This window comes from Streptomyces sp. GL_148, assembly GCF_057834205.1.
Genome location: NZ_CM174396.1, coordinates 6,202,896 through 6,227,424, shown reverse-complemented (window position 1 = coordinate 6,227,424; position 24,529 = coordinate 6,202,896). Strand labels below are relative to the sequence as shown.

Here is a 24,529-nt window from a genome sequence, read left to right as displayed (position 1 = left end):
CCGTGGTACAGGCGTACATCCTCATCCAGACCGAGGTGGGCAAGGCGTCGTTCGTCGCCGAGTCCATCGCGCAGATCGCGGGGGTGATCCAGGCCGAGGACGTGACGGGCCCGTACGACGTGATCGTGCGCGCCCAGGCCGACACCGTGGACGATCTCGGCCGCATGGTCGTGGCCAAGGTCCAGCAGGTGGAGGGGATCACCCGCACCTTGACCTGCCCGGTCGTCCATCTGTAGCCCCCGTCTACTCTTGGCCGGTGATGTCACGACACCGCCGGCCCTTCTCTCTGCTCGCCGCACTGACCGCGCTGGCCGCCTCGGCGGCCCTCGCGGGGTGTTCCCCGGGTGAGTCCGAGGCGCGGGTGGAACCGCCGTCCGCTCCGCCCGCCGATGTCGCGGGTCCCTGTGCGGCGCTGCACAAGAAGCTCCCCAAGACGGTGGCGCGGCTGGACCGTGCCCCGGCCGTACCGAAGTCCGACCTGACCGCCGCGTGGGGCGGCTCGGCGATCGTACTGCGGTGCGGTGTCGGCAGGCCCGTGAAGATGCTGGATCCGAAGCAGGACGGCATCGAGGTGAACGGTGTCGGCTGGCTCGTGGAGCGGCTGGACGACGGCGGGGTCCGGTTCACCACCGGGCTGCGGGTGGCGTACACGGAGGTCCTGGTCGACAAGGAGCATGCCACGGATGCGGGGATGCTGGTTGGCCTGTCCGCCGCGATCGCCGAGACCGTTCCGGTGGGCATCTCCTCGTACTGAGCCCCGCCGCCCGCCCCTCTTCGCTCACAAGGACCGCCCGCCGGGATGCCGGCGGGCGGTCCTTGTGTACGGCGAAAGCGCGGGCCTCATGGCGTGACCAGCGCCCTGAGCGACCCCGGATGAGCCGCCCCCGGGCGACCACGCCGGACAGCCCAGGAACCGCCCCGGCTGCAATCCGTCATCCCCACGCGAGACGGCTCAAGTCTTAGCGCAGTCCGGTGGAGCGTCGGAGGGCCGCCTGGATCAGGCGGTCCACCAGCTCCGGGTACTCGATGCCCGACTCCTGCCACATGCGCGGGTACATGGAGATCGGCGTGAAGCCCGGCATGGTGTTGATCTCGTTGATGACGAAGGTGCCGTCTTCGGTGAGGAAGAAGTCGGCGCGCACCAGGCCCTCGCAGGACGCGGCGTCGAAGGCCTCGATCGCGAGCTTCTGGACTTCGGCGGTCTGCTCCGGGGTGAGCGGGGCGGGCACGAGTCCGGAGGCGGAGTCGATGTACTTGGCCTCGAAGTCGTAGAAATCGTGGCTGGAGACCGGCGGGATCTCGGCGGGCACGCTCGCGCGCGGACCGTCCTCGAACTCCAGGACTCCGCACTCGATCTCGCGGCCGCGCAGCAGCGCCTCCACGATGATCTTCGGGTCGTGGCGGCGGGCCTCGCGGATCGCGGCGTCCAGTCCGGAGGGCTCGTCGACCTTGGTGATGCCGATCGAGGATCCGGCGCGGGCGGGCTTGATGAACAGCGGCCAGCCGTGCTCGCCGGCGAACTCGGCGATGCGGGCGAGGGCGCCCTCGCGGTCGTTCTCCCACTCGCGGGGGCGGATGGTCACGTACGGGCCGACACGCAGCCCGAAGGACGTGAAGACCCGCTTCATGTAGTCCTTGTCCTGGCCGACGGCCGAGGCGAGGACGCCCGAGCCGACGTACGGGATGCCGGAGAGCTCCAGGAGGCCCTGGAGGGTGCCGTCCTCGCCGTACGGGCCGTGCAGGACGGGGAAGACCACGTCGACCTCGCCCAGCGCCTTGGGGACGGCGCCCGGCTCGGTGTAGACGACCTCGCGGCTGGCCGGGTCGACGGAGAGCACGACGGCGCCCTCCTCGGATTCGGCGAGCTGCCCCACGTTGGGGAGCTCGCCGCCGGAGATGGCCATCCGGGCGGGCTCGTCGGCGGTCAGCGCCCACCGGCCGTCCGTGGTGATGCCGATGGGCAGCACCTCGTACTTGGAGCGGTCGATGGAGCGCAGGACGGCGCCCGCGGTGACGACCGAGATGGCGTGTTCCGAGCTGCGGCCGCCGAACACGACGGCCACGCGGGGCTTGCGGCCCTGCTGCTCAGGGGTCTGGGGGAGGTTCTCGCTGCTCATATCGCCACGAGGGTACCCGCTCATGCGTCCGGAAAGCAGTCAGCGCCGTTCCGGTTTGGCACTGCGCCCCATGAGTTCCTTGAGCGCGACCAGGGTGGGCTTGCCGTGGTGGACGATGTCGACGACCGTGTCGGTGATCGGCATGTCCACTCCGTGGCGGCGGGCCAGATCGGCCACGGACTGGCAGGACTTGACGCCCTCGGCGGTCTGCTTGGTGACCGCGATGGTCTCCTCCAGGGTCATCCCGCGGCCGAGGTTGGTGCCGAAGGTGTGGTTCCGGGAGAGCGGCGAGGAGCAGGTCGCGACGAGGTCGCCGAGGCCCGCGAGGCCGGAGAAGGTGAGCGGGTCGGCGCCCATCGCCAGGCCCAGGCGGGTGGCTTCGGCGAGGCCGCGGGTGATGAGCGAGCCCTTGGTGTTGTCGCCGAGGCCCATGCCGTCCGCGATGCCGACGGCGAGGCCAATGACGTTCTTGACGGCGCCGCCGAGCTCGCAGCCGATGACGTCGGTGCTCGTGTACGGGCGGAAGTACGGGGTGTGGCAGGCGGCCTGGAGGCGCTGGGCGACGGCTTCGTCGGTGCAGGCGACCACGGAGGCGGCGGGCTGCCGGGCGGCGATCTCACGGGCCAGGTTGGGGCCGGTGACGACGGCGACGCGGTCGGCGGGGACCTTGGCCACCTCTTCGATGACCTCGCTCATCCGCTTGGCGGTGCCGAGTTCGACGCCCTTCATCAGGGAGACGAGCACGGTCTCGGGGGCCAGCAGCGGGGCCCAGGCGGCGAGGTTGCCGCGCAGGGTCTGCGAGGGGACGGCGAGCACCGTGAAGTCGGCGCCGGCCGCGGCCTCGGCGGGGTCGCCGGTGGCGCGGATGTTCGCGGGGAGTTCGATGTCGGGGAAATAGTCCGGGTTGGTCCGGCCGCTGTTGATGGCGTCGACGAGCTCCTGCCTGCGGCCCCACAGGACCACCTCGCAGCCGGCGTCGGCGAGGACCATGGCGAAGGCCGTGCCCCAGGAGCCGGTTCCGAATACGGCTGCCTTCACGGGACGTGTCACTTGTTGCCCTCCCCTGCGGCCTTGCGCCGCTGCTGCGCCCTGGCGCCTCGATGGTCGTACGGCTGCGCGGGCGCACTCTCGCCCCGCAGTTCCTCCAGCAGCCCGGTGATGGCCGCCATGATGACTTCGGTGACCTCCCTGAGTACCTCCGGGGTGGGTTCCCGGTCGTAGTACGCGGAGAGGTCCACGGGCGGCCCGGCGAGGACCTGGAGCGTTTTGCGCGGGAACAAGCTGACCTTGTTCTCCTTGGCGTAGGGCGGCATCGCGAGATGCGCGCCCCACTGGGCCACCGGAATGACGGGGGCCCTGGTCATCAGTGCCACGCGCGCGGCGCCGGTCTTGCCGGCCATGGGCCAGATGTCCGGGTCCCGGGTGAGGGTGCCTTCCGGGTAAAAGGCCACGCATTCGCCCTGCTCGATCGCGTCCACGGCGGCCCGGAATGCGTCCAGGGCGTTGGTGGACTCCCGGTAGACGGGGATCTGGCCGGAGCCGCGCAGGATCGCTCCGACAATGGGGACCTCGAAGAGGGCCGCCTTGCCGAGCAATCGGGGCACCCGGCCGGTGTTGTACTGGAAGTGCGCGTAGGACAGCGGGTCCAGATACGAGTTGTGATTGACGGCGGTGATAAATCCGCCCTCGGTCGGAATGTGTTCCATTCCCCGCCAGTCCCGCCTGAAGAGCACTACCAGCGGCGGTTTCGCGATGGCCGCCGCAAGGCGGTACCAGAAGCCGATTCTGCGGCGGGACACTCGGACACCTTCCTCTAGGACCGGTGCGCGGCTTGGGCACCCCGGGGACGGACAAGTGTGGCCCCGGGTCCGGTCTCTGTCGAGAACACCGTACGCCCCGGACACCCGGACCAGACCCCGGGTCGCCCGGCATGAGGTGACAATGGGGCTCCGCATGACCTGGCCATGACCCGCACATGGTCTGAGCGGCGCGCGAGCGTGCCGGAGGGAAGGGGTCCGTCACGAACGCCGTCTGGAGTCTGGTGGTCCCGCTGAAGCCGCTCGCGGTGGCCAAGAGCCGCCTCGCGGTGGCGGTGGGAGCGTCCCGGCCGGGGCTCGCCCTGGCGTTCGCGCTGGACACCGTCGCGGGGGCGCTGGCCTGCACGGCGGTCGCGGATGTGGTGGTCGTCACGGACGATCCGGCGGCCGGGGCGGAACTGGCGCGGCTGGGGGCCCGGATCGTGCCGGACTCCCCGGCGGCCGGCCTCAACGCGGCACTGGCCCACGGGGCGCGGGAGATACGGGCGGGCAGGCCCGGGGCGGCGGTGGCCGCCATGAACGCGGATCTGCCGGCGCTGCGGCCACCCGAATTGCTACGCGTGCTCGAAACCGCTTCGGCATTTCCCCGGGCATTTCTGGCTGATGCGGCGGGAATCGGGACGACCCTGCTTTCCGCTGCTCCGGACGTGGAATTGGCGCCCTCGTTCGGCGGCCCCTCACGGGCCCGGCATTCGGCCTCGGGCGCGGTGGAAATGGCCCTCTCCGGCGTCGAGAGCATCCGGCGGGACGTGGACACGGGGGCGGATCTGCGTACTGCCCTGACCCTCGGTGTGGGGCGTCATACGGCCCGATACAGTGCCCGTATGCAGGCGACCGCGTACACGTACGACTCCCAGACCCGCAGCGGCAGTGTGCTGCTGGACGACGGCACCCCGGTGCCCTTCGAGGCCCCGGCGTTCGACGCGGGCGGCCTGCGGCTGCTGCGTCCCGGGCAGCGGGTCCGGATCGAGACGGACGGCGAGGGCGCGGGCCTGCGGATCACCCTGGTCACCCTGCAGACCTTCTGACCCCCGGGCGCTGCGGCCCGGCGGGCCTGCCGGCCACCTGACCTGCCTGACTTTCCGGCCCACCCGACCTGACGGCCCTCCGGCCCACGGCGCTCCGACGCACCGCGGGCCGGCTTCCCCGCCGTGGGGAAACCGGCCCGGCGTGTGTGACTCGTTGCCCTACTTGGTCTTGCGGGCGGTGGTCTTCTTCGCGGTGACCTTGCGCGTCGCCGTCTTCTTGGCGGGCGCCTTCGTCGCAGCGGTGGCCTTCTTGGCCGCCGGGGCGGTCTTCTTCGCGGTGGCGGTGGTCTTCTTCGCCGTCGCCGCGGCCTTCTTGACCGTGGCCTTCTTGGCCGCGGGAGCGGCCTTCTTCGCCACGGCGGTCTTGGCGACCGTCTTCTTGGCGGTGGCGGTGACCTTCTTGGCCGTGGCCTTCTTCGCGACCGTGGTCTTGGCCGCGGCAGCCGCCTTCTTGGCGGGTGCGGCCTTCTTCGCGGCGGCCTTCTTGACCGTCGCCGAAGCACCACCGGTGAGGCTGCCCTTGGGCGCCTTCTTCACCGATACCTCGCCGCCCTTGGGCAGCTTCTTGGTGCCGCTGACCAGGTCCTTGAAGCCCTGACCCGCACGGAAGCGGGGAACAGAGGTCTTCTTGACCCGGACGCGCTCACCCGTCTGGGGGTTGCGGGCGTAGCGGGCCGGGCGGTCGACCTTCTCGAACGAGCCGAAGCCCGTGACCGAGACCCGGTCGCCCCCGACGGTCGCGCGGACGATGGCGTCCAGTACCGCGTCGACGGCGTCCGCGGCCTGCTGACGGCCGCCCAGCTTGTCGGCAATCGCTTCTACGAGCTGCGCCTTGTTCAACGTCTTCCCCTTCGGAGACTTCGCCAGAACGAATGTGTTCAAGCTTATTTCGCACGTTAGGCGGATATATACCGCAAATCAAACACGAAACGGTCTTATCACCCTAGTGCCGCAACGTTGTAGGCCGTTACGGAGTTCCTTCGCATCAGTCGCCTTCAGGGAATCGACCCTCGTCGAGGTCCTTCATCAACCTGTCCAGGCGCCTTGCCGCGTCGGCGAGATCATGCTTCGCCACGGCCGTGACGACCAACAGCTTCCGGGACAGCGCCATCCTTACGCCCTCCGGGACTTGCAGTGTGCGCACCCTTGTGTGTGCTTCTTTCAATCGGTCGGCGACAAGTCCGTAGAGCTCAAGTTGACTGTCGCGTTCCATGCACAGATTGTGCCATCTGGGGCGAGTTGTCGCCTCACGGGGCCTCAACACACGACTGTGCCCCCTGCCGGATGGCAGGGGGCACAGTGTTGCCTATGTGATCACCCTAAGGCGAATAAGCGCTGATCAGGCTGGAATCACGCCTGAATCGTGCTCGGCTTGAAGGGGGGCCGGGCGCTTTCGTAGGTGGTGATGTCCGCTTCGTTCTGAAGGGTGAGCGAGATGTCGTCCAGCCCCTCCAGGAGCCGCCAGCGGGCGTTGTCGTCGAGGTCGAACTCCGCGACGACGCCTTCGGCTCGGACCTGGCGGTCGACCAGGTCGACCGTGATCTCGGCGGTGGGGTCGGCCTCGGTCAGCTTCCACAGCTGCTCGACGGTCTCCTGCGGCAGGACCACGGTCAGCAGGCCGTTCTTCAGCGAGTTGCCGCGGAAGATGTCGGCGAAGCGGGAGGAGATGACCGTCTTGAAGCCGAAGTTCTGCAGGGCCCAGACGGCGTGCTCGCGCGAGGAACCGGTACCGAAGTCGGGACCGGCGACCAGGACGGTCGCGCCGGCGCGCTCGGGGCGGTTGGTGATGAACTCCGGGTCCTTGCGCCAGGCCTCGAAGAGCCCGTCCTCGAAACCGTCGCGGGTGATCTTCTTCAGCCAGTGGGCCGGGATGATCTGGTCGGTGTCGACGTTGCTGCGGCGCAGCGGTACGGCCCGGCCGGTGTGGGTGGTGAAGGCTTCCATCGTTCTCAGACTCCGGCGGTCGCGGTGGCTTCGGACAGGTCGGCGGGCGAGGCCAGGTGGCCCAGCACCGCGGTGGCGGCGGCCACCTGCGGGGAGACCAGGTGGGTGCGCCCGCCCTTGCCCTGCCGGCCCTCGAAGTTGCGGTTGGAGGTGGACGCGGAGCGCTCACCGGGGGCCAGTTGGTCGGGGTTCATGCCCAGACACATCGAGCAGCCCGCGTGCCGCCATTCGGCGCCGGCCTCCTTGAAGACCTTGTCCAGACCCTCCGACACGGCCTGCAGGGCGACGCGGACCGAGCCCGGGACGACCAGCATGCGGACCCCGTCGGCGACTTTGCGGCCCTCGATGATCCCGGCGACGGCGCGCAGGTCCTCGATGCGGCCGTTGGTGCAGGAACCTACGAAGACGGTGTCGACCTTGATGTCGCGCAGCGGCTGCCCGGCGGTCAACCCCATGTACTCCAGGGCCTTTTCGGCGGCGTGGCGCTCCGAAGCGTCCTCGTACGAAGCCGGGTCGGGGACGTTGGCCGACAGGGGCGCGCCCTGGCCGGGGTTGGTGCCCCAGGTGACGAACGGCGACAGCGTGGTGCCGTCGATGACCACCTCGGCGTCGAAGACGGCGTCGTCGTCGGTGCGCAGGGTCTTCCAGTACGCGACGGCCGCGTCCCAGTCCTCGCCCACGGGGGCGTGGTCGCGGCCCTGGAGGTAGTCGAAGGTGGTCTGGTCGGGGGCGATCATGCCCGCGCGGGCGCCGGCCTCGATCGACATGTTGCAGATGGTCATGCGGGCTTCCATCGAGAGGTCCTCGATGGCCTCGCCGCGGTACTCCAGGATGTAGCCCTGGCCGCCGCCGGTGCCGATCTTGGCGATGATCGCCAGGATCAGGTCCTTGGCGGTGACGCCCTCGGCCAGTGCGCCGGTGACGGTGATCGCCATCGTCTTGGGGCGGGCCAGCGGCAGCGTCTGGGTCGCCAGCACGTGCTCGACCTGGCTGGTGCCGATGCCGAACGCCAGCGCGCCGAAGGCGCCGTGCGTGGAGGTGTGCGAGTCACCACAGACCACGGTGGTGCCCGGCTGGGTCAGACCCAGCTGCGGTCCCACGACGTGGACGACGCCCTGCTCGACGTCACCCAGGGAGTGCAGGCGCACTCCGAACTCGGCGCAGTTCGACCGCAGCGTCTCCAGCTGGGCCCGGGAGACCGGGTCCGCGATCGGCTTGTCGATGTCGATCGTGGGGGTGTTGTGGTCCTCGGTCGCGATGGTGAGGTCGAGGCGTCGGACCTTGCGGCCGGCCTGACGCAGACCCTCGAAGGCCTGCGGGCTGGTCACCTCGTGCAGCAGGTGCAGATCAATGAAGAGGAGGTCGGGCTCACCTTCGGCGCGCCGGACGACATGGTCGTCCCAGACCTTCTCCGCGAGTGTCCTACCCATCGCTTTCCCTCCGGCCGGCCGGTTGTGCCGGCGCTTGATAGAGATCTTGTGCGCCTGATCGCCCGTACCCCACGTCCCGGACGACGGCTCGGACCCAGTGGTTCGTGGACCCGCACATACAGACTCGCTGGTTCTTGGAAAAATTGAACTTGCGTTTCACAGTGTGAGACGCGAATATCGTTTCATGGACAACTCTAGCGGCGTCGGCGTTCTCGACAAGGCAGCTCTGGTATTGAGCGCACTGGAGTCCGGTCCGGCCACCCTCGCCGGGCTGGTCGCGGCGACAGGGCTCGCACGACCCACGGCACATCGCCTTGCCGTGGCACTGGAACACCACCGGATGGTGGCGAGGGACATGCAGGGCCGGTTCATCCTCGGACCGCGGCTGGCGGAGCTCGCCGCCGCGGCCGGCGAGGACCGCCTGCTGGCCACGGCCGGACCGGTGCTCACCCACCTCCGGGACATTACGGGCGAGAGCGCGCAGCTCTACCGGCGTCAGGGCGACATGCGCATCTGCGTGGCGGCCGCCGAGCGGCTGTCGGGCCTGCGGGACACCGTCCCGGTGGGCTCCACGCTCCCGATGAAGGCCGGCTCGGCCGCGCAGATCCTGATGGCCTGGGAGGAGCCCGAGCGGCTCCACCGCGGCCTGCAGGGCGCGCGCTTCACGGCGACGGCGCTCTCGGGCGTACGGCGTCGCGGCTGGGCGCAGTCGATCGGCGAGCGCGAGCCCGGCGTGGCCTCCGTCTCGGCGCCCGTGCGCGGGCCGTCGAACCGCGTGGTGGCCTCCGTATCGGTCTCCGGGCCGATCGAGCGCCTGACCCGCCACCCAGGGCGCATGCACGCCCAGGCCGTCATCGACGCGGCCGCCCGCCTGACCGAGGCCCTGCGCCGCTCCAGCTGAGCACCTCCCCGGCCGCAGACCTCCACCACCACTACCCCCGGGCCCGGGGGCGCGTGAGACGCCGCACACGTCCGCACACGCGCCGCCGGGCCCGTACTACGTCCAGGACAGTCCGGGTCCCGTCCGATCCTGTCCGGAACGGTCCGGGAACAGCGAAGAGGCCCTCCGCGATGAACGCGGAGGGCCTCTTCTGTGCGTACCCCCGACCGGATTCGAACCGGCGCTACCGCCTTGAGAGGGCGGCGTGCTAGGCCGCTACACAACGGGGGCTAGCTGTTACTGCGGTACTGCGCTGGGCTACCAGGACTCGAACCTAGAATAAGAGAACCAGAAACTCTCGTGTTGCCAATTACACTATAGCCCACAGGTCTAGACCAGCTAGACACCGTACCCCCGACCGGATTCGAACCGGCGCTACCGCCTTGAGAGGGCGGCGTGCTAGGCCGCTACACAACGGGGGCCCTAGCGATCCTGCATCAAAACATCCGGGTGCGACCCTGGAGATCTCGCGGGAAGGATCTGTACCCCCGACCGGATTCGAACCGGCGCTACCGCCTTGAGAGGGCGGCGTGCTAGGCCGCTACACAACGGGGGCAAGCACTGCGTTACTACTGAACTGCGCTGGGCTACCAGGACTCGAACCTAGAATAAGAGAACCAGAAACTCTCGTGTTGCCAATTACACTATAGCCCACCAAAACGCAAGACCCTGAGGGACTTTCGTTCGGTTAGCGTCTCCGGCCCGGCCTTTCGGCCCGAGCGGGCGGCGCAGAAAGAACATTACCGGATGCCTGACCGTGCTCCAAAACGGGTATCCCCGGCCAGCACCTGCGGGAGCCGGTCGAGTCCGGCGATGCGGTGCACGCCCTCGGGCCCGGGGCCGCGCGATCCGTCGCGGTCGAGCCACACGGCCGTCAGACCGGCGTCACGGGCGCCGCGCGCGTCGATCTCCGGCTGGTCCCCCACGTAGACGACCTCCCCCGGCTCCAGCCCCATCTCGGCGCACGCGGCCAGGAAGGCCCCGGCCTCGGGCTTGCTGACGCCCAGCTCCACGGCGCACACCAGCACCTCGAAGCGGTCGCGCAGGCCGAGGTGGCGCAGCTTGGGGTCCTGGTTGGCCACGGAGGAGTTGGAGAGCACCCCGTGGCGGTAGCCGGCGGCCAGGGCGTCCAGTACGGGCACCACGTCGGGGAAGAGCTCCCAGGCCGCCGTGTAGTGCTCCACGTACCGCCCGAACCAGTCGTCGGCCTGGGCGTCGGTCATCGCGGGCTCCCCGAGGAACTCCCGCACCCGGTCCCGGCGCTGCCCCTGGAAGGTGCCCTCCCCCGCCGCGAACCGCTCCCAGTGCCGGTCGGTGATCCGCCGCCACAGCGCGAGCGCCTCGCGCGGAGCCCCGTACCGCTCCGCGAGCCCCTCGGCGACCAGGTGCGCCGCGAGCCCGGCCCGGTCGGCCCCGGTGTAGTCGAAAAGGGTGTCGTCGATGTCCCACAGCACCGCACGGATCGCCATACGGCCGACCCTACGCGGAACGCCCCGGGGGCGGCAGCCCTTTGCGGAGCTGCCGCCCCCGGGGGACGGTGCGGGTGGTGCTTACGCGGCGCTGAGCTTGGCCAGGGTCGCGTCGATGCGGGACAGGGAGCGGTCCTTGCCCAGGATCTCGAGGGACTCGAAGAGCGGGAGACCGATCGTGCGGCCGGTGACGGCGACGCGGACCGGTGCCTGGGCCTTGCCGAGCTTGAGGCCGTGGGCCTCGCCGGCGGTGAGGACCGCCTGCTTGAGCGACTCGGGGTCCGACCAGTCCGCGGCGGCGAGGTTCTCGCGGGCCGTGGTGAGGAGGGCCGCCGGGTCGCCCTTCATCGCCTTGTCCCACGAGGCCTGGTCTTCCACCGGCTCCTTGAGGAACAGGAAGTCGACGTTGGCCGTGATGTCGGACAGGACCGTGACGCGGGTCTGGGCGTACGGCGCGATGCGCTCCCAGGCGGCGGCGTCGAAGTCCTCGGGCGCCCAGTTGGCGTGCGGGGCCTGCAGCCACGGGGCGCAGGCGTCCGCGAAGGCCTTCGGGTCGAGCAGGCGGATGTGGTCCGCGTTGATCGACTCGGCCTTCTTGAGGTCGAAGCGCGCCGGGTTGGCGTTGACGTCCGGGATGTCGAACTTCTCCACCATCTCCTCGATCGAGAAGATGTCCTGGTCCTTGGAGAACGACCAGCCGAGCAGCGACAGGTAGTTCAGCAGGCCCTCGGGGAGGAAGCCGCGCTCGCGGTACAGGTTGAGCGAGGCCTCGGGGTCGCGCTTGGAGAGCTTCTTGTTGCCCTCGCCCATCACGTACGGCAGGTGGCCGAACTGCGGGACGTCCGTGGCGATGCCGAGTTCCATCAGCGCCTTGTAGAGCGCGATCTGGCGGGGGGTGGAGGACAGCAGGTCCTCGCCGCGCAGCACGTGCGTGATCTGCATCAGCGCGTCGTCGACCGGGTTGACCAGCGTGTAGAGCGGCGCGCCGTTGGCCCGCAGGATGCCGAAGTCCGGCACGTTCTCCGGGGTGAAGGTCAGCTCGCCGCGCACCAGGTCGGTGAAGGTGATCGGCTCGTCGGGCATCCGGAAGCGGACGATCGAGGGGCGGTGCTCGCCCTGGAACGCCTCCAGCTGCACCTGGGTCAGCTCGCGGCAGTGGCCGTCGTAGCCGGAGGGCTTGCCGGCGGCGCGGGCGGCGGCGCGGCGCGCGTCCAGCTCCTCGGTCGAGCAGTAGCAGTCGTACGCGTAGCCGCCGTCACGGAGCCGCTGGGCGACGTCCGCGTAGATGTCCATGCGCTCGGACTGGCGGTACGGGGCGTGCGGGCCGCCGACCTCGGGGCCCTCGTCCCAGGTGAAGCCGAGCCAGCGCAGCGAGTCGAGCAGCTGGCCGTAGGACTCCTCGGAGTCGCGGGCCGCGTCGGTGTCCTCGATGCGGAAGACGAACGTACCGCCGTGGTGGCGGGCGAACGCCCAGTTGAAGAGGGCGGTCCGGACCAGGCCCACGTGGGGGTTGCCGGTCGGGGAGGGACAGAAACGTACGCGGACGTTCGCGTTAGCCACGCTTGATCACCTTGTTGGTGAGAGTGCCGATGCCTTCGATGGTGACGGCGACCTCGTCGCCGACGTTCAGGGGGCCGACTCCGGCCGGGGTCCCCGTGAGGATGACGTCGCCCGGGAGCAGCGTCATGGCCTCGGTGATGTGCACGATCAGGTCCTCGATGGAGCGGACCATCTCGCTGGTGCGGCCGAGCTGGCGCTGTTCGCCGTTGACGGTGCACTGGATGGTCAGGTCGCTGGGGTCGAGGTCCGTCTCGATCCAGGGGCCGAGGGGGCAGGAGCTGTCGAAGCCCTTGGCGCGGGCCCACTGCTTCTCGCGCTGCTGGACGTCGCGCGCGGTGACGTCGTTGGCGCAGGTGTAGCCGAGGATGACGTCCTTGACGCGCTCGCGCGGGACCTCGCGGCACATGCGGCCGATGACCACGGCGAGCTCCGCCTCGTGGTGGAGGTCCTGGGAGAAGGACGGGTACGCGATCGGGTCGCCCGGGCCGACCACCGAGGTGGAGGGCTTGAAGAAGGTGATGGGGGCGTCCGGGACCTCATTGCCCAGCTCCGCCGCGTGCTCCGCGTAGTTGCGGCCGATGGCCACGACCTTGTTCGGGAGCACGGGCGGCAGCAGCCGGACCTTGCTCAGCGGGACCTTCGTGCCCGAGAGCTCGAAGTCCGCGAACGGGATGCCCTTGATGATGTCGAGGACGAGCTCACCTTCGGCGCCGGGGGCAGTGCTGCCCTCGACCGCGCCGAACGCGACATTGCCGTCGATCGAGAACCTGGCGATGCGCACGTGTTGCGTCTGCCCCTCTGTATTTCCGCTGGCTGGAGTCTGCGGACTCCAGGCTAACGCGGTGGGGGCCGACGCTTCGCGCGCATCGTTGCGAGAAGGTCCCGTGGCCGGGGACTACTGCGCGGCGGCGGCGACCGGTGCGTTCATGAGGATGGTGCGGCGCGGGTTCGCGGTCTGGGCCGGCAGCTCGACGGTGTGCTCCGGGACCGGCACGGCCTGCAGCTCCTCGGCGTCCTTGAGGTGCGCGAGGGTGGTGCGGCGCGGGTTGGCTATGTTGCGGAACATCATCGTCGTCTTCATCGGAGTGCGAAGCCCTCGGCTCACTAGGTCGGATGGTGGCGGCGGCGGCCGCCGGGATGCCTTCGGAGTGCCGCTTGTCGCTCGCGGCAACCCTGTAAAGCTCAAGGCTAAACATCTGAATCCCCCGCCGAACCGGGAAGTAATGGCCACGGCTGTGTGAGTTTGCTCACCAGTGGCCTGGCATTACGGGCATAACGGGCAGTCAATGTCCTCCCATAAAACGGACATTGCGCCACTGAATGCGCCATTCCGCTCCTGATCATCGCGACTGGGACAGCTTGCCGGGTGTGAGGTTTGGGCGGCGTAAGTCCGATTCCGTATGAATTGGCACGCACGACGGGTAGTGCACACGTCACCAGACGTGACCGACCGCCCAGGGCGGGACTCGCACCTTGTTGGAGATCCGCCTCTGTGCTGGAATTCGCGGGACCGCCGCGGGAAACAGCCGGCGCGCAGGTGGCGCGAGACAGCGCCGAGCGCGGCGGCAACGGAGAGGGAGACGCGCCGGTCACCGACGACCACCATGGGGCGCATTGCCCCACGACTCGACACCGTCCCACCGGTCGCCCGGCGGGACGCCTGGTCCAGAGGTTGCGACGCTAGTGCAGGGACGATTCAAGAGGGATGACAAGGGGTCTCCCCAGGCCCGTCAGGGCCGTGGGGAAGCCGCGCCGGAGCAGGACCCGCGCGGCGGGACCGACCGTGGCTCCTCGCCCCAGCACGCCCAGAACCGCGGGCCGGCTGTCGAGAGCGGGGGCCCCGACGGCTCCGCCACGGTGAAGCCCAAGGGCCGCGCCAAGTCCAAGGGCGGATCCAAGGCCGACGACGAGTCGGGCGGCCGCGACGTCGCGATACCCCAGACCCCCCGTGGGTCCGGTTCACGCCTCGCCATGCAGAACTGGCGCATCAGTACGCGACTGGTGTCGCTGCTGACCCTGCCGGTCGTCGCCGCCACCACCCTCGGTGGCTTCCGCATCAACGACTCGCTCAACGACATCGCGCAGCTGGAGCACATGCAGCTGCTGACGACGATGACCCGGCAGGCCACCAACCTGGCCGCCATGCTCCAGGCCGAGCGTGACAACTCCGCCGGTCCGCTGTCCGTCGACAAGTCGGGCAAGCCCAGCACCCTGGTCAAGGGTGTCCGCGACTCGACGGACTCCGCCGTCAAGGCCTTCGCCGCCGCGACCGACAAGGTCGACGTCGCCGAGGGCAACGACGAGACGCTCAGGTCGATCCGCAACAACATCCTGCAGATCGCACACGGGCTCAACAACCTCGAAGAGATCCGCAAGGGCGCGTACCAGAACGGCGCCCAGCAGACCGTCACCGAGTACAACGCGCTGGTCGTCTCGCTGCTCTCGCTCTCGCAGGAGATGGCGCAGGCCACCTCGAACCCCGAGATGATCAAGCGCACCCGCGCCCTGGCCGCGTTCTCCTCCGCCAAGGAGTACGCCTCCATCCAGCGCGCGATCATCGCTGCCGCGCTCCCCGCCGACCCCAATCAGTCCGGCAACCTCAGCGAGAACGACCGGCTCTACGCCCGCTCCGCGCAGAACAGCGAAGAGCAGGCGCAGAAGACCTTCGAACTCGCCTACCAGGGCAAGCCCGAGGAACTCCTCGCCTCGCTCGGTGACGGCAACCAGGAAATCGGCAACGCCGACGGCTACGCGCGCCGCGTCCTCGGGAACAAGGACCAGTTCGTCAAGGAGAAGCCCCGGTCCTGGATGGACTGGTACGACGCGGACGACGTCAAGCTCCAGGCCATGAAGGTCATCGAGCTCACCCTGCTCGAGGACATGGAGCAGAAGGCCCGCGAGCTCAAGAACGAGTCGCAGCGCGACGCGCTCATCAACGGTGCGCTGATCCTCCTCGTCCTCGGCGTCTCCCTCGTCGGCGCCTTCGTCATGGCCCGCTCGATGATCCGCTCCCTGCGCCGCCTCCAGGACACCGCGACCCGCGTGGCCCAGGACCGGCTGCCCGAGCTCGTCAAGCAGCTGTCCGAGTCCGACCCGCAGGACGTGGACACGACGGTGGAGTCCGTCGGTCTGCACACCCGCGACGAGATCGGCCAGGTGGCCGCGGCCTTCGACGACGTGCACCGCGAGGCCGTCCGCCTCGCCGCCGAGCAGGCCCTCCTGCGAGGCAACGTCAACGCGATGTTCACCAACCTCTCGCGCCGTTCGCAGGGCCTCATCCAGCGCCAGCTCTCGCTCATCTCCGAGCTGGAGTCGCGCGAGGCCGACCCGGACCAGCTGTCCTCGCTCTTCAAGCTCGACCACCTCGCGACCCGCATGCGCCGTAACGGCGAAAACCTCCTCGTCCTCGCGGGCGAGGAGCCGGGCCGCCGGTGGACCCGCCCCGTCCCGCTCGTCGACGTGCTCCGTGCCGCGGCGTCCGAGGTGGAGCAGTACGAGCGCATCGAACTCTCGTCGGTGCCCGGCACCGACGTCGCCGGCCGCGTCGTCAACGACCTCGTGCACCTGCTCGCCGAGCTGCTGGAGAACGCCACCTCGTTCTCCTCCCCGCAGACCAAGGTCAAGGTCACCGGGCACGCGCTGCCCGACGGCCGCGTGCTCGTCGAGATCCACGACACCGGCATCGGCCTCTCCCCCGAGGACCTCGCCGCGATCAACGAGCGGCTCGCGTCGCCGCCGACCGTGGACGTCTCCGTCTCCCGCCGCATGGGCCTGTTCGTGGTCGGCCGCCTGTCCCTGCGACACGGCATCCGCATCCAGCTCCGCCCCTCCGACTCGGGCGGTACGACGGCCCTCGTCATGCTCCCGGTGGACGTCGCCCAGGGCGGCAAGAAGCCGGCCCCGATGCCCGGCCAGGGCGGTCAGGGTTCCCCCGGCGCCCCCGGTCAGGGTGGTCCCGGCGGCCAGGCGCAGGGCTCGATCCCCGCTCCCGGCGCGCGTCCCCCCGTGGGCGCCGCCCCGCAGCGCGGCCAGGTTTCCGCCGGCAACCAGCGCGCGGCCCTGCCGGGCCGCGACGGCGGCCCCGGCGGTCAGCCCCAGGGCCCCGGCCCGCAGGGCGGACGGCCGCAGGGCGGACGGCCGCAGCAGCAGGGCCCCGGCGGGCAGACGCAGAGCGCCTTCGGTTCGGGTGCTCCGCTGCCCGGCCGCGGTCCGGTCTCCGGTCCCGGCGGCCCGGGCGGCTTCGGCGGTCCGCAGGCCCGTCCGGCCGGCGGCCCCACGGCGTCCGGTCCCGGCGGCTTCCCGCAGGGCAACGGCTTCGAGCGCCCGCAGCAGCCCCAGCAGCCGTACCAGCCCCAGCAGCAGGCTCCGCAGCAGCAGGGGCAGCAGGGGCAGCAGCAGACCGGCGGCCCGGCCGCCCGCGGACCCCGCCCGCAGCTTCCGCCGCGCGGTGGCGCGCCCCGTCCGGAGCTCCCGGGCGCGGTCGGCGGACCCGCCGCGATGCCCCAGACCACCAGTTGGGGCGCGGGCCAGCGCGGGCAGCACGACGTTCCGCGCGGCCACGACGAGCTGTCGGGCCCCGGTTCCACGTCCGAGTTCCCCCGCCCCGACTTCAACGCCCCGGCCCCGCAGGCCGGCGGCAACGGCGGCTACGACAACGGCGCCACGGGCCAGTTCGCCCGTCCCGACTTGGGCGACCCGGCCTCCACCGGCCAGTTCGCCCGCCCGGACTTCGGTGACCCGGCCTCCACGGGGCAGTTCGCCCGCCAGGACTTCCAGGCCCAGCGGCCCGGTGGCCCCGGTGTCGGCGGCTACGCCCAGCCAGGCCAGGCCCCGCAGCCCCAGGGCAACTACGCCCCCGTACCGCCTCCGCGCGCAGAGGCTCCGCGGCTGCCGCAGGCGCCCCGGCCGGAGGCACTGCCCCCGGCCGGTCCGGGCACCGGCGAGGGCCGCAGCCCGATCTTCGACACGCTGGAGTCGAACTGGTTCCGCCAGGAGGCCGCTCAGGCCGCCGCGCAGGCGCCGACGGCCGTACCCCAGCAGCAGGGCCAGCAGGCGCAGCAGTCCGCTCCGGCGGCTCCGGCTCCCGCCGCCCCTCAGCGCCCGCAGCAGCCCCAGCTGCCGCAGCGCGGCCAGGAGGAGGCTCCGGCCGAGTCCGCGCAGACGGCCACCGGCGCCGTGCCGACCGTGAGCTGGCGCTCCTCGCCGAACGACGAGCTGATGCGGCAGGCCGAGCGCGTGCGCCAGCCCGCCGCCGGCGGTATCACCACGTCGGGTCTGCCCCGCCGGGTCCCGCGGGCGAACCTCGTGGCCGGCACCGCGCAGCAGCAGGCCGAAGCACAGGCCGGCCCCCAGGTTTCGCGATCCCCGGACGATGTCCGCGGGCGTCTCACCAACCTCCGCCGCGGTATCCAGCAGGGTCGGCAGGCCGGCACCACCGGCCCGGCCACCGGCAGTTACCACGTCGACCCCACTTACCAGCAGGAGCGATAGTTGAGTTCGATGAGCCAGGCGGCACAGAACCTGAACTGGTTGATCACGAACTTCGTGGACAACACCCCCGGGGTGTCCCACACCGTGGTGGTCTCCGCCGACGGCCTCCTTCTGGCGATGTCCGAAGGCTTCCCCCGCGACCGGGCCGACCAGCTCGCCGCGGTGGCCTCCGGGCTGACCTCCCTCACCGCGGGTGCGTCCCGCATCTTCGAGGGCGGCGCCGTCAACCAGACGGTGGTGGAGATGGACCGCGGATTCCTCTTCCTGATGTCCGTCTCCGACGGATCCTCGCTGGCCGTACTGGCGCACCCCGAGTGCGACATCGGCCTCGTGGGCTACGAGATGGCTCTCCTCGTGGACCGCGCCGGCAGTGTCCTCACCCCGGACCTGCGCGCGGAACTGCAGGGAAGCCTGCTCACCTGACTGCCACTCTCCCGGCCGGACGGTACTGCCGGCCGGGGGACCGGGGCCCGCGCCCCGGAACCCAGTACCACCGCCAGGCCGTCATACCGTCCCCCCCACCGGCCGCCCCGTGAGACGGCACGCTGACCATTGCTGTCCAGCCCGGAGGATCAATGACCCCGCCCCCCGCCTATTCCGATTCGTACGGAGACTCGTACTCGGAAGGCGACCAGCCGCTGGTTCGTCCGTATGCGATGACCGGCGGCCGGACCCGACCGCGCTACCAGCTCGCCATCGAGGCACTGGTCAGCACCACGGCCGATCCGATGCACCTCTCCGGGCTGCTCCCGGAGCACCAGCGCATCTGCACCCTCTGCCGTGAGGTCAAGTCGGTCGCGGAGGTCTCCGCACTGCTGAACATGCCGCTCGGCGTCGCACGGATCCTCGTCGCCGACCTGGCGGAGGCCGGCATGGTGGCCATCCACCAGCCGGGCAATGGAGAGGCCGGCGGAACGCCGGATGTAACGCTGCTCGAGAGGGTTCTCAGTGGACTTCGCAAGCTCTAACGGTGGGGCGGCTCCTCGCTCCACCACCTCCGCGAAGATCGTGGTGGCGGGTGGCTTCGGCGTGGGCAAGACCACGTTCGTCGGCGCCGTCTCCGAGATCAACCCGCTGCGCACCGAGGCCGTGATGACGTCCGCGAGCGCGGGCATCGACGACCTGACCCACACCGGGGACAAGACGACCACCACGGTCGCCATGGACTTCGGCCGCATCACCCTGGACCAGGACCTGATCCTGTACCTCTTCGGTACTCCCGGTCAGGACCGCTTCTGGTTCATGTGGGACGACCTCGTGCGCGGCGCGATCGGGGCGATCGTCCTGGTCGACACGCGACGCCTCGCCGACTGCTTCCCGGCCGTCGACTACTTCGAGAACAGCGGCCTGCCGTTCGTCGTGGCGCTCAACGGCTTCGAGGGGCACCAGCCCTACACCCCGGAGGAAGTCCGCGAGGCCCTGCAGATCGGCCCGGACGCCCCCATCATCACCACCGACGCCCGCCACCGCGCGGACGCCAAGAGCGCGCTCATCACGCTCGTCGAGCACGCCCTGATGGCGCGGCTCAAGTAGGGCTCCGCGCAAGGAGTGCTTCACCGGCTGGTTTTGGGGGGCGGGCTGTGTCATGCGACACGGCCCGCCCCCTTCGTTCATAACGTTTCGACAGAGAATTGCCGGTAGTTGGCGACACGGTGCGTTCGCCCGGTGTCGCTGCGCTCACAACCGGCCCCATTTTTGCCGCAGGACGCTCTTTATGTCCGATTTATGTGGGGCATAAGGCTCTAGGAACGGCCGATTTCAACTGTTTGGAACACGGCCGTTAACCGTGCTGGAATTCAACGAACTAGCTAGTAGCACCGCCGAGAGGTTGTTGGTCGAGTGAGGCGAAGCAACTCGAGCCCCGCGGATGAACCCGCGCGCGGCAACTTCACCCCGCCGCCGCGCGCGGCCGCGTCATCCTTTGACGTACCCGTGGAACCATCCGTGAGCGGTGGCAGCACCAGCAGGTTCTCGCCCCGCAACTGGCGTGTGCCGACCCGACTGAACGCCATCCTGCTCGTCCCGGTCCTCGTCGGACTGGTCATGGGCGGCTTCCAGGTGAAGGGGTCCATCGACACCTGGAACGAGGCCAAGGACGCCGAGAAGACCGCCGTCATCGTCCAGGCCGCCGCCGAGTACGGCCAGGCGCTCCTCAACGAGCGCGACCTGACGGCCGAGCCCCTGCTGAAGGGCCAGCGCGAGTCCGAGTCCGTACAGAAGGCGTACTCCGCCACCGACGCGGCCCAGGCCAAGTTCGCCGAGGTCGCGAAGGATCTGCCCGAGGGCCAGGGCCTGGAACGCCGCCTGGAGCTCTTCCGCCAGGAGGAGCCGAAGCTGGAGCAGGTCCGCAAGACGGCCTACCTGTCGCAGCAGATGGAGACGCCGAAGAAGGCCCTCCCCAAGGCGATGGGCCCGATCCCGACCGAAGAGGGGTACGTGCTGGTCCAGCACTACCTCATGCAGTTCTCCAACGAGCTGGGCCTCGGCACCGGCAACGTGACCTCGTACGGCCGCATGGTCTACGCGCTCGAACTGTCCAAGGCCGCGAACTCGCTGCAGCGCTCGGTGGGCACGCACCTGCTGGTGCGGCCGAACGAGGACGAGGACATCCGCAAGGCCCAGCTCGTCGCCTTCTCCTCGTACGCGTACCTCGAAGAGATCGCCATCGGCGAGTACGTCGCCGCCGGCACCGACGAAGACGTCGCGCGCCTCAAGGACATCATGGGCGCGAAGTCCCAGGAGGGCGCCAAGAAGCTCGTCGACGCCAAGCAGGCGGCCGAGCAGGCGGGCACCGTCTTCCGGGCGCCTCCGGTGGTCAACGGCTCCGCGCTCACCGGCATGACCGAGGCGATAGCCGGCGGCGCGAAGCCGGCCGCCCTCGCCCTGGGCGGCACCACCCCGGCGGCCTGGCAGGCCGCCGCGACCGCCAAGTTCGACGGCTACAACCAGCTCGAGAAGGAACTCCTCGACAAGGCCCTGGCGGACGCCGGATCGGTCTCCGACGAGGCCCGCAACGACGCCATCCTGACCGGCGCCATCGTGGTCGTGGCCCTGCTCGCCGCCTTCATCCTGGCCGGCATGATGGCCCGCCAGATGGGCAAGGCGATGCGCCGTCTGCGCGGTGCCGCCTTCGACATCGCCGAGCAGCGCCTGCCGATGCTCGTCGACCAGCTCTCGCGCACCGACCCGGGCAAGGTCGACACCCGGGTGGTGCCGATCCCGATCGACTCCCAGGACGAGATCGGCGAGGTCGCCCGCGCCTTCGACCAGGTCCACCGGGAGGCCGTCCGGCTCGCCGCCGAGCAGGCCCTCCTCCGGGGCAACGTCAACGCGATCTTCACGAACCTCTCCATGCGCAACCAGTCGCTGATCGAGGGCCAGCTGAGCCTGATCACCGAGCTGGAGAACAACGAGGCCGACCCGGACCAGCTGGAGAACCTCTTCCGCCTGGACCACCTGGCCACCCGCATGCGCCGCAACGGCGAGAACCTCCTCATCCTCGCGGGTGAGGAGCCGGGCCGCCGCTGGGACCAGCCGGTCCCCCTCGTCGACGTCCTGCGCGCCGCCTCCTCCGAGGTGGAGCAGTACGAGCGCGTCGAGCTGTCGGGCGTCTCCGACGCCGAGATCCACGGCCAGGCCGTGACCGACCTCGTGCACCTGCTCGCCGAGCTCCTGGAGAACGCCACCACCTTCTCCTCCCCGCAGACCAAGGTCCGGGTCAACGCGACGCGTCTGCCCGACGGCCGCGTGATGGTCGAGATCCACGACAAGGGAATCGGCCTGACGGCCGAGGACTTCGCGGACATCAACCACAAGCTGGCCAACCCGCCGACCGTGGACGCCGCGATCTCGCAGCGCATGGGTCTGTTCGTGGTCGGCCGGCTGGCCGACCGGCACGGCATCCGCGTCCAGCTGCGCCCCTCGGGCGAAGCGGCCGGCACCACCTCGCTGGTCATGCTCCCCGACGCCATCACCCACGGTGGCGGTGGCGAGGAGGTCCCGGCGGACGACTTCACGGTCTCCCAGATGATCCCGCGCCAGCAGGCCCAGCAGCCGGCTCCGCTGCGCACGGCCGCCGAGCTCGGCTTCGACGACTCCCGCTACGAGGTCCACCGGGCCGACCAGCCGGGCTACGACGAGCCCGCCGCCGACCCGGTCGGCCGCTCCCTGGGCCGTGACGAGCGCCGGGCCGCGCTGGAGGCGCAGGTCGGCTACCCGCAGGCGCAGCCGGCGTACGACGAGCCCGCGGCGCAGTATCCGGAACCGCAGCCGGAGCACGCGTACCAGCCGTACCAGGGCTACGAGCAGCAGCCCGCGCAGGGCTACGACCTCGGTTACGAATCCGCTCAGGCCGGGCAGGGATACGACGCGTACACCCAGCAGGAGTACGCGTATCCGGAACCCGAGTACACGGATCAGCGACAGGAACTCCCGGCCTACGACGGCGGGTACGATTCCCCCTCCACAAGCGCGGAGTGGCCCCAGCAGAACACCTACTCGGGCTCCTACCAGCAGGATTACGGGACCGAATCGGAATCACCGGCCGCTCCCGAACCGGCGCCGGAGCGCGTAGGCTTCGACCGTCCGGGCACCACTGCCGACGCCGGCCACCAGGTGACCGGGGCGGGCCTGCCGCGACGCGGCAGCCAGCCGCAGCAGCGGCCGGGACAGCAGGAAACGGAGTCCTCCGGATCCCTCTTCGAGCAGCGGCCGCAGCGTCAGCAGCAGCCCGCGGCGCCGGAGCAGGACACCGGGGAGACGGAAGGCCCTGCCGACTGGCGCTCGAACAACGACGAGCGCTGGCAGCAGGCCGCCAAGCTCCGTGAGCCGAAGGCGGGCGGGGTCACCCCGTCCGGTCTCCCTCGGCGGGTGCCCAAGGCCAACCTGGTCGAGGGCGCTGCGGAGACGACGCCGCAGGGAGGCCCCGAGGTCTCCCGGGCCCCGGAGGACATTCGTGGCAGGTTGAGCAACCTGCGACGCGGTGTCCAGCAGGGCCGCAACGCGGGATCCGAGCAGTCAAGTAACAGCTATGACCAGGAGCGTTAGTGTGAGCGCGATGAGCCAGGCAGCGCAGAACCTGAACTGGTTGATCACCAACTTCGTGGACAACACCCCAGGGGTGTCCCACACGGTGGTGGTATCCGCCGACGGCCTCCTTCTGGCCATGTCCGAGGGCTTCCCCCGCGACCGGGCCGACCAGCTCGCCGCGGTGGCCTCCGGGCTGACCTCCCTCACCGCGGGTGCCTCGCGCATCTTCGAGGGCGGCGCCGTCAACCAGACCGTTGTGGAGATGGACCGCGGATTCCTCTTCCTCATGTCCGTCTCCGACGGATCCTCGCTCGCGGTGCTCGCGCACCCCGAGTGCGACATCGGCCTCGTGGGCTACGAGATGGCCCTTCTGGTGGATCGCGCGGGCAGTGTCCTCACCCCGGACCTGCGCGCGGAACTGCAGGGCGGGCTTCTCAACTAGCAGACAGGCAGTGCGTTTCGCGCCACTGCACCATAGGGTGCGGTGGCGCGGTTCCACAGGGAGTACTGCGTACTTGGAGTCGGAGGAGGAGACGTGACAACACCCGGAGGACATCCCTATGGCGGCGCGCAACAGCCGCAGGGTGGGCACGACCAGAACCGCTTCAACTTCCCCTCCGCTCCCAGCAACCGGCCCGCGCCGGAGCACGACCCGGCCTCCGGGCAGCAGCCGTACCAGCGGCAGCCCTACCAGCAGCAGCCGTACGGCCGACCGCAGCAGCCGGGTCAGTCCTACCGCTCCCCGCAGCAGCCTCCGCGCGGCGGTCGCCCGCAGGCGCACAACCCGCTGGTGCGTCCGTACGCGATGACCGGTGGCCGGACCCGGCCGCGCTACCAGCTCGCCATCGAGGCGCTGGTCAGCACCACGGCCGATCCCGCGCGTCTGCAAGGGCAGTTGCCCGAGCACCAGCGCATCTGCCTCCTGTGCCAGGAGATCAAATCCGTTGCGGAGATCTCGGCACTTCTCTCCATTCCTCTTGGCGTAGCCCGGATCCTCGTCGCCGACCTGGCGGAGGCCGGCCTCGTAGCCATCCACCAGCCCGGCGGCGACGAGTCCGCCGGCGGCCAGCCAGATGTGACACTGCTCGAAAGGGTGCTCAGTGGACTTCGCAAGCTCTAACGGCGGAGCGGCTCCTCGCTCCACCACCTCCGCGAAGATCGTGGTGGCGGGTGGCTTCGGCGTGGGCAAGACCACGTTCGTCGGCGCCGTCTCCGAGATCAACCCCCTGCGCACCGAGGCCGTCATGACGAGCGCCTCCGCCGGCATCGACGACCTGACCCACACCGGGGACAAGACGACCACCACGGTCGCCATGGACTTCGGCCGCATCACCCTGGACCAGGACCTGATCCTGTACCTCTTCGGTACCCCCGGTCAGGACCGCTTCTGGTTCATGTGGGACGACCTCGTGCGCGGCGCCATCGGCGCCGTGGTCCTCGTCGACACCCGCCGTCTCGCCGACTGCTTCCCCGCCGTCGACTACTTCGAGAACAGCGGCCTGCCCTTCGTCATCGCCCTCAACGGCTTCGACGGGCACCAGCCCTACACCCCGGAGGAAGTCCGCGAGGCCCTGCAGATCGGCCCGGACGCCCCCATCATCATCACCGACGCCCGCCACCGCGCGGACGCCAAGAGCGCGCTCATCACCCTGGTCGAGCACGCCCTCATGGCCCGCCTGCGGTAGCCGTCCCCGGCCTCACGCGCC

22 protein-coding genes, 5 tRNA genes and 1 pseudogene are annotated in these 24,529 nt (G+C 70.2%); 12 read left to right on the top strand and 16 right to left on the bottom strand.

Annotated features, from left to right (window positions below):
* Positions 1 to 2: 2 nt before the first annotated feature.
* Together AC3IYI_RS28635 and AC3IYI_RS28630 are read left to right on the top strand one after the other, a co-directional pair.
* The gene (locus AC3IYI_RS28635; RefSeq protein WP_112450218.1) at positions 3 to 236 is read left to right on the top strand and encodes an Lrp/AsnC ligand binding domain-containing protein; all 234 of its coding nucleotides are present in this window, start codon (positions 3 to 5) and stop codon (positions 234 to 236) included.
* Positions 237 to 259: 23 nt separating this feature from the next.
* On the top strand, positions 260 to 754 hold the full coding sequence (locus tag AC3IYI_RS28630; protein ID WP_489411708.1) for a DUF3515 domain-containing protein: 495 nt from the start codon (positions 260 to 262) through the stop codon (positions 752 to 754).
* Between the two features lie 205 nt (positions 755 to 959).
* On the opposite strand, the gene AC3IYI_RS28625 is transcribed toward AC3IYI_RS28630, so the two are convergent.
* From AC3IYI_RS28625 to AC3IYI_RS28615, 3 genes are read right to left on the bottom strand one after another with little or no spacing between them, the layout of a single operon-like run.
* Positions 960 to 2,117, bottom strand: a complete 1,158-nt coding sequence (locus AC3IYI_RS28625) for a D-alanine--D-alanine ligase family protein (protein WP_489406406.1) — start codon at positions 2,115 to 2,117, stop codon at positions 960 to 962.
* A 39-nt stretch (positions 2,118 to 2,156) separates the two neighbouring features.
* Positions 2,157 to 3,167 (bottom strand): NAD(P)H-dependent glycerol-3-phosphate dehydrogenase, encoded by a 1,011-nt coding sequence (locus AC3IYI_RS28620; protein ID WP_489406405.1) that lies wholly within the window; start codon positions 3,165 to 3,167, stop codon positions 2,157 to 2,159.
* Positions 3,164 to 3,916 carry a lysophospholipid acyltransferase family protein gene (locus AC3IYI_RS28615; RefSeq protein ID WP_489406404.1) on the bottom strand — a complete coding sequence of 251 codons (753 nt, stop codon included), beginning with the start codon at positions 3,914 to 3,916 and terminating at the stop codon, positions 3,164 to 3,166. Before AC3IYI_RS28615 ends, AC3IYI_RS28620 begins: the two co-directional genes overlap by 4 nt.
* A 239-nt stretch (positions 3,917 to 4,155) precedes the next feature.
* Here AC3IYI_RS28615 and cofC point away from each other — a divergent pair.
* Positions 4,156 to 4,761: pseudogene (cofC, locus tag AC3IYI_RS28610) on the top strand (2-phospho-L-lactate guanylyltransferase); the annotation flags it as partial.
* A gap of 360 nt (positions 4,762 to 5,121) precedes the next feature.
* Here cofC and AC3IYI_RS28605 read toward each other — a convergent pair.
* From AC3IYI_RS28605 to leuC, 4 genes are all read right to left on the bottom strand, one after another.
* Positions 5,122 to 5,802: an HU family DNA-binding protein gene (locus AC3IYI_RS28605; protein WP_489406403.1), complete on the bottom strand. Its 681-nt coding sequence runs from the start codon at positions 5,800 to 5,802 to the stop codon at positions 5,122 to 5,124.
* Between the two features lie 145 nt (positions 5,803 to 5,947).
* Positions 5,948 to 6,175 (bottom strand): SCO5555 family protein, encoded by a 228-nt coding sequence (locus AC3IYI_RS28600; protein WP_243337737.1) that lies wholly within the window; start codon positions 6,173 to 6,175, stop codon positions 5,948 to 5,950.
* 137 nt (positions 6,176 to 6,312) lie between these two features.
* The gene (leuD, locus tag AC3IYI_RS28595; protein ID WP_489406402.1) at positions 6,313 to 6,906 is read right to left on the bottom strand and encodes a 3-isopropylmalate dehydratase small subunit; all 594 of its coding nucleotides are present in this window, start codon (positions 6,904 to 6,906) and stop codon (positions 6,313 to 6,315) included.
* 5 nt (positions 6,907 to 6,911) lie between these two features.
* Positions 6,912 to 8,336 carry a 3-isopropylmalate dehydratase large subunit gene (leuC, locus tag AC3IYI_RS28590; protein WP_489406401.1) on the bottom strand — a complete coding sequence of 475 codons (1,425 nt, stop codon included), beginning with the start codon at positions 8,334 to 8,336 and terminating at the stop codon, positions 6,912 to 6,914.
* Between the two features lie 184 nt (positions 8,337 to 8,520).
* Here leuC and ndgR point away from each other — a divergent pair, with 184 nt between their 5' ends.
* Positions 8,521 to 9,237 (top strand): IclR family transcriptional regulator NdgR, encoded by a 717-nt coding sequence (gene ndgR / locus AC3IYI_RS28585; RefSeq protein WP_489406400.1) that lies wholly within the window; start codon positions 8,521 to 8,523, stop codon positions 9,235 to 9,237.
* 197 nt (positions 9,238 to 9,434) lie between these two features.
* Here ndgR and AC3IYI_RS28580 read toward each other — a convergent pair.
* From AC3IYI_RS28580 to AC3IYI_RS28540, 9 genes are all read right to left on the bottom strand, one after another.
* Positions 9,435 to 9,507: transfer RNA gene (locus AC3IYI_RS28580), tRNA-Glu, on the bottom strand.
* A gap of 22 nt (positions 9,508 to 9,529) precedes the next feature.
* Positions 9,530 to 9,601: transfer RNA gene (locus tag AC3IYI_RS28575), tRNA-Gln, on the bottom strand.
* A 24-nt stretch (positions 9,602 to 9,625) separates the two neighbouring features.
* Positions 9,626 to 9,698: transfer RNA gene (locus AC3IYI_RS28570), tRNA-Glu, on the bottom strand.
* A gap of 61 nt (positions 9,699 to 9,759) precedes the next feature.
* A tRNA-Glu gene (locus AC3IYI_RS28565) sits at positions 9,760 to 9,832 on the bottom strand.
* 26 nt (positions 9,833 to 9,858) lie between these two features.
* A tRNA-Gln gene (locus AC3IYI_RS28560) sits at positions 9,859 to 9,930 on the bottom strand.
* Between the two features lie 86 nt (positions 9,931 to 10,016).
* Entirely contained in the window at positions 10,017 to 10,745 is a 729-nt protein-coding gene (locus AC3IYI_RS28555; RefSeq protein WP_489406399.1) for an HAD family hydrolase, read from the bottom strand.
* 81 nt (positions 10,746 to 10,826) lie between these two features.
* A complete protein-coding gene (gltX, locus tag AC3IYI_RS28550; protein WP_489406398.1) occupies positions 10,827 to 12,305 on the bottom strand; it encodes a glutamate--tRNA ligase in 1,479 nt (492 codons plus the stop codon).
* The gene (locus AC3IYI_RS28545; RefSeq protein ID WP_356516572.1) at positions 12,298 to 13,086 is read right to left on the bottom strand and encodes a fumarylacetoacetate hydrolase family protein; all 789 of its coding nucleotides are present in this window, start codon (positions 13,084 to 13,086) and stop codon (positions 12,298 to 12,300) included. The genes gltX and AC3IYI_RS28545 overlap by 8 nt, the downstream gene beginning before the upstream one ends.
* Before the next feature lie 114 nt (positions 13,087 to 13,200).
* Positions 13,201 to 13,386 carry a hypothetical protein gene (locus tag AC3IYI_RS28540; protein ID WP_489406397.1) on the bottom strand — a complete coding sequence of 62 codons (186 nt, stop codon included), beginning with the start codon at positions 13,384 to 13,386 and terminating at the stop codon, positions 13,201 to 13,203.
* 602 nt (positions 13,387 to 13,988) lie between these two features.
* On the opposite strand from AC3IYI_RS28540, the gene AC3IYI_RS28535 reads away from it, so the two are divergent.
* The 8 genes from AC3IYI_RS28535 to AC3IYI_RS28500 all read left to right on the top strand — a co-directional run bounded on the left by AC3IYI_RS28535 (position 13,989) and on the right by AC3IYI_RS28500 (position 24,508).
* Positions 13,989 to 17,795 carry a nitrate- and nitrite sensing domain-containing protein gene (locus AC3IYI_RS28535; RefSeq protein WP_489406396.1) on the top strand — a complete coding sequence of 1,269 codons (3,807 nt, stop codon included), beginning with the start codon at positions 13,989 to 13,991 and terminating at the stop codon, positions 17,793 to 17,795.
* Positions 17,796 to 17,804: 9 nt separating this feature from the next.
* On the top strand, positions 17,805 to 18,218 hold the full coding sequence (locus AC3IYI_RS28530; protein ID WP_069922098.1) for a roadblock/LC7 domain-containing protein: 414 nt from the start codon (positions 17,805 to 17,807) through the stop codon (positions 18,216 to 18,218).
* A gap of 152 nt (positions 18,219 to 18,370) precedes the next feature.
* Entirely contained in the window at positions 18,371 to 18,763 is a 393-nt protein-coding gene (locus AC3IYI_RS28525) for a DUF742 domain-containing protein (RefSeq protein WP_422461029.1), read from the top strand.
* A complete protein-coding gene (locus AC3IYI_RS28520; RefSeq protein ID WP_243337754.1) occupies positions 18,744 to 19,328 on the top strand; it encodes a GTP-binding protein in 585 nt (194 codons plus the stop codon). The genes AC3IYI_RS28525 and AC3IYI_RS28520 overlap by 20 nt, the downstream gene beginning before the upstream one ends.
* Positions 19,329 to 19,634: 306 nt before the next feature.
* Positions 19,635 to 22,841, top strand: coding sequence for a sensor histidine kinase (locus AC3IYI_RS28515; RefSeq protein WP_489406395.1), 3,207 nt, complete (start codon positions 19,635 to 19,637; stop codon positions 22,839 to 22,841).
* Between the two features lie 10 nt (positions 22,842 to 22,851).
* On the top strand, positions 22,852 to 23,265 hold the full coding sequence (locus AC3IYI_RS28510; RefSeq protein ID WP_243337850.1) for a roadblock/LC7 domain-containing protein: 414 nt from the start codon (positions 22,852 to 22,854) through the stop codon (positions 23,263 to 23,265).
* Positions 23,266 to 23,358: 93 nt separating this feature from the next.
* Entirely contained in the window at positions 23,359 to 23,943 is a 585-nt protein-coding gene (locus AC3IYI_RS28505) for a DUF742 domain-containing protein (RefSeq protein WP_489406394.1), read from the top strand.
* A complete protein-coding gene (locus AC3IYI_RS28500) occupies positions 23,924 to 24,508 on the top strand; it encodes a GTP-binding protein (protein WP_489406393.1) in 585 nt (194 codons plus the stop codon). Before AC3IYI_RS28505 ends, AC3IYI_RS28500 begins: the two co-directional genes overlap by 20 nt.
* Positions 24,509 to 24,529: the final 21 nt, after the last annotated feature.

What these genes read in the sequence shown, in the direction of transcription:
- AC3IYI_RS28630 (WP_489411708.1), top strand. Translation starts at nt 260, where the DNA reads ATGTCACGACACCGCCGGCCCTTCTCTCTGCTCGCCGCACTGACCGCG.
- AC3IYI_RS28625 (WP_489406406.1), bottom strand. Translation starts at nt 2,117, where the DNA reads ATGAGCAGCGAGAACCTCCCCCAGACCCCTGAGCAGCAGGGCCGCAAG.
- AC3IYI_RS28600 (WP_243337737.1), bottom strand. Translation starts at nt 6,175, where the DNA reads ATGGAACGCGACAGTCAACTTGAGCTCTACGGACTTGTCGCCGACCGA.
- leuD (WP_489406402.1), bottom strand. Translation starts at nt 6,906, where the DNA reads ATGGAAGCCTTCACCACCCACACCGGCCGGGCCGTACCGCTGCGCCGC.
- leuC (WP_489406401.1), bottom strand. Translation starts at nt 8,336, where the DNA reads ATGGGTAGGACACTCGCGGAGAAGGTCTGGGACGACCATGTCGTCCGG.
- ndgR (WP_489406400.1), top strand. Translation starts at nt 8,521, where the DNA reads ATGGACAACTCTAGCGGCGTCGGCGTTCTCGACAAGGCAGCTCTGGTA.
- AC3IYI_RS28555 (WP_489406399.1), bottom strand. Translation starts at nt 10,745, where the DNA reads ATGGCGATCCGTGCGGTGCTGTGGGACATCGACGACACCCTTTTCGAC.
- AC3IYI_RS28540 (WP_489406397.1), bottom strand. Translation starts at nt 13,386, where the DNA reads ATGAAGACGACGATGATGTTCCGCAACATAGCCAACCCGCGCCGCACC.
- AC3IYI_RS28530 (WP_069922098.1), top strand. Translation starts at nt 17,805, where the DNA reads ATGAGCCAGGCGGCACAGAACCTGAACTGGTTGATCACGAACTTCGTG.
- AC3IYI_RS28525 (WP_422461029.1), top strand. Translation starts at nt 18,371, where the DNA reads ATGACCCCGCCCCCCGCCTATTCCGATTCGTACGGAGACTCGTACTCG.
- AC3IYI_RS28510 (WP_243337850.1), top strand. Translation starts at nt 22,852, where the DNA reads ATGAGCCAGGCAGCGCAGAACCTGAACTGGTTGATCACCAACTTCGTG.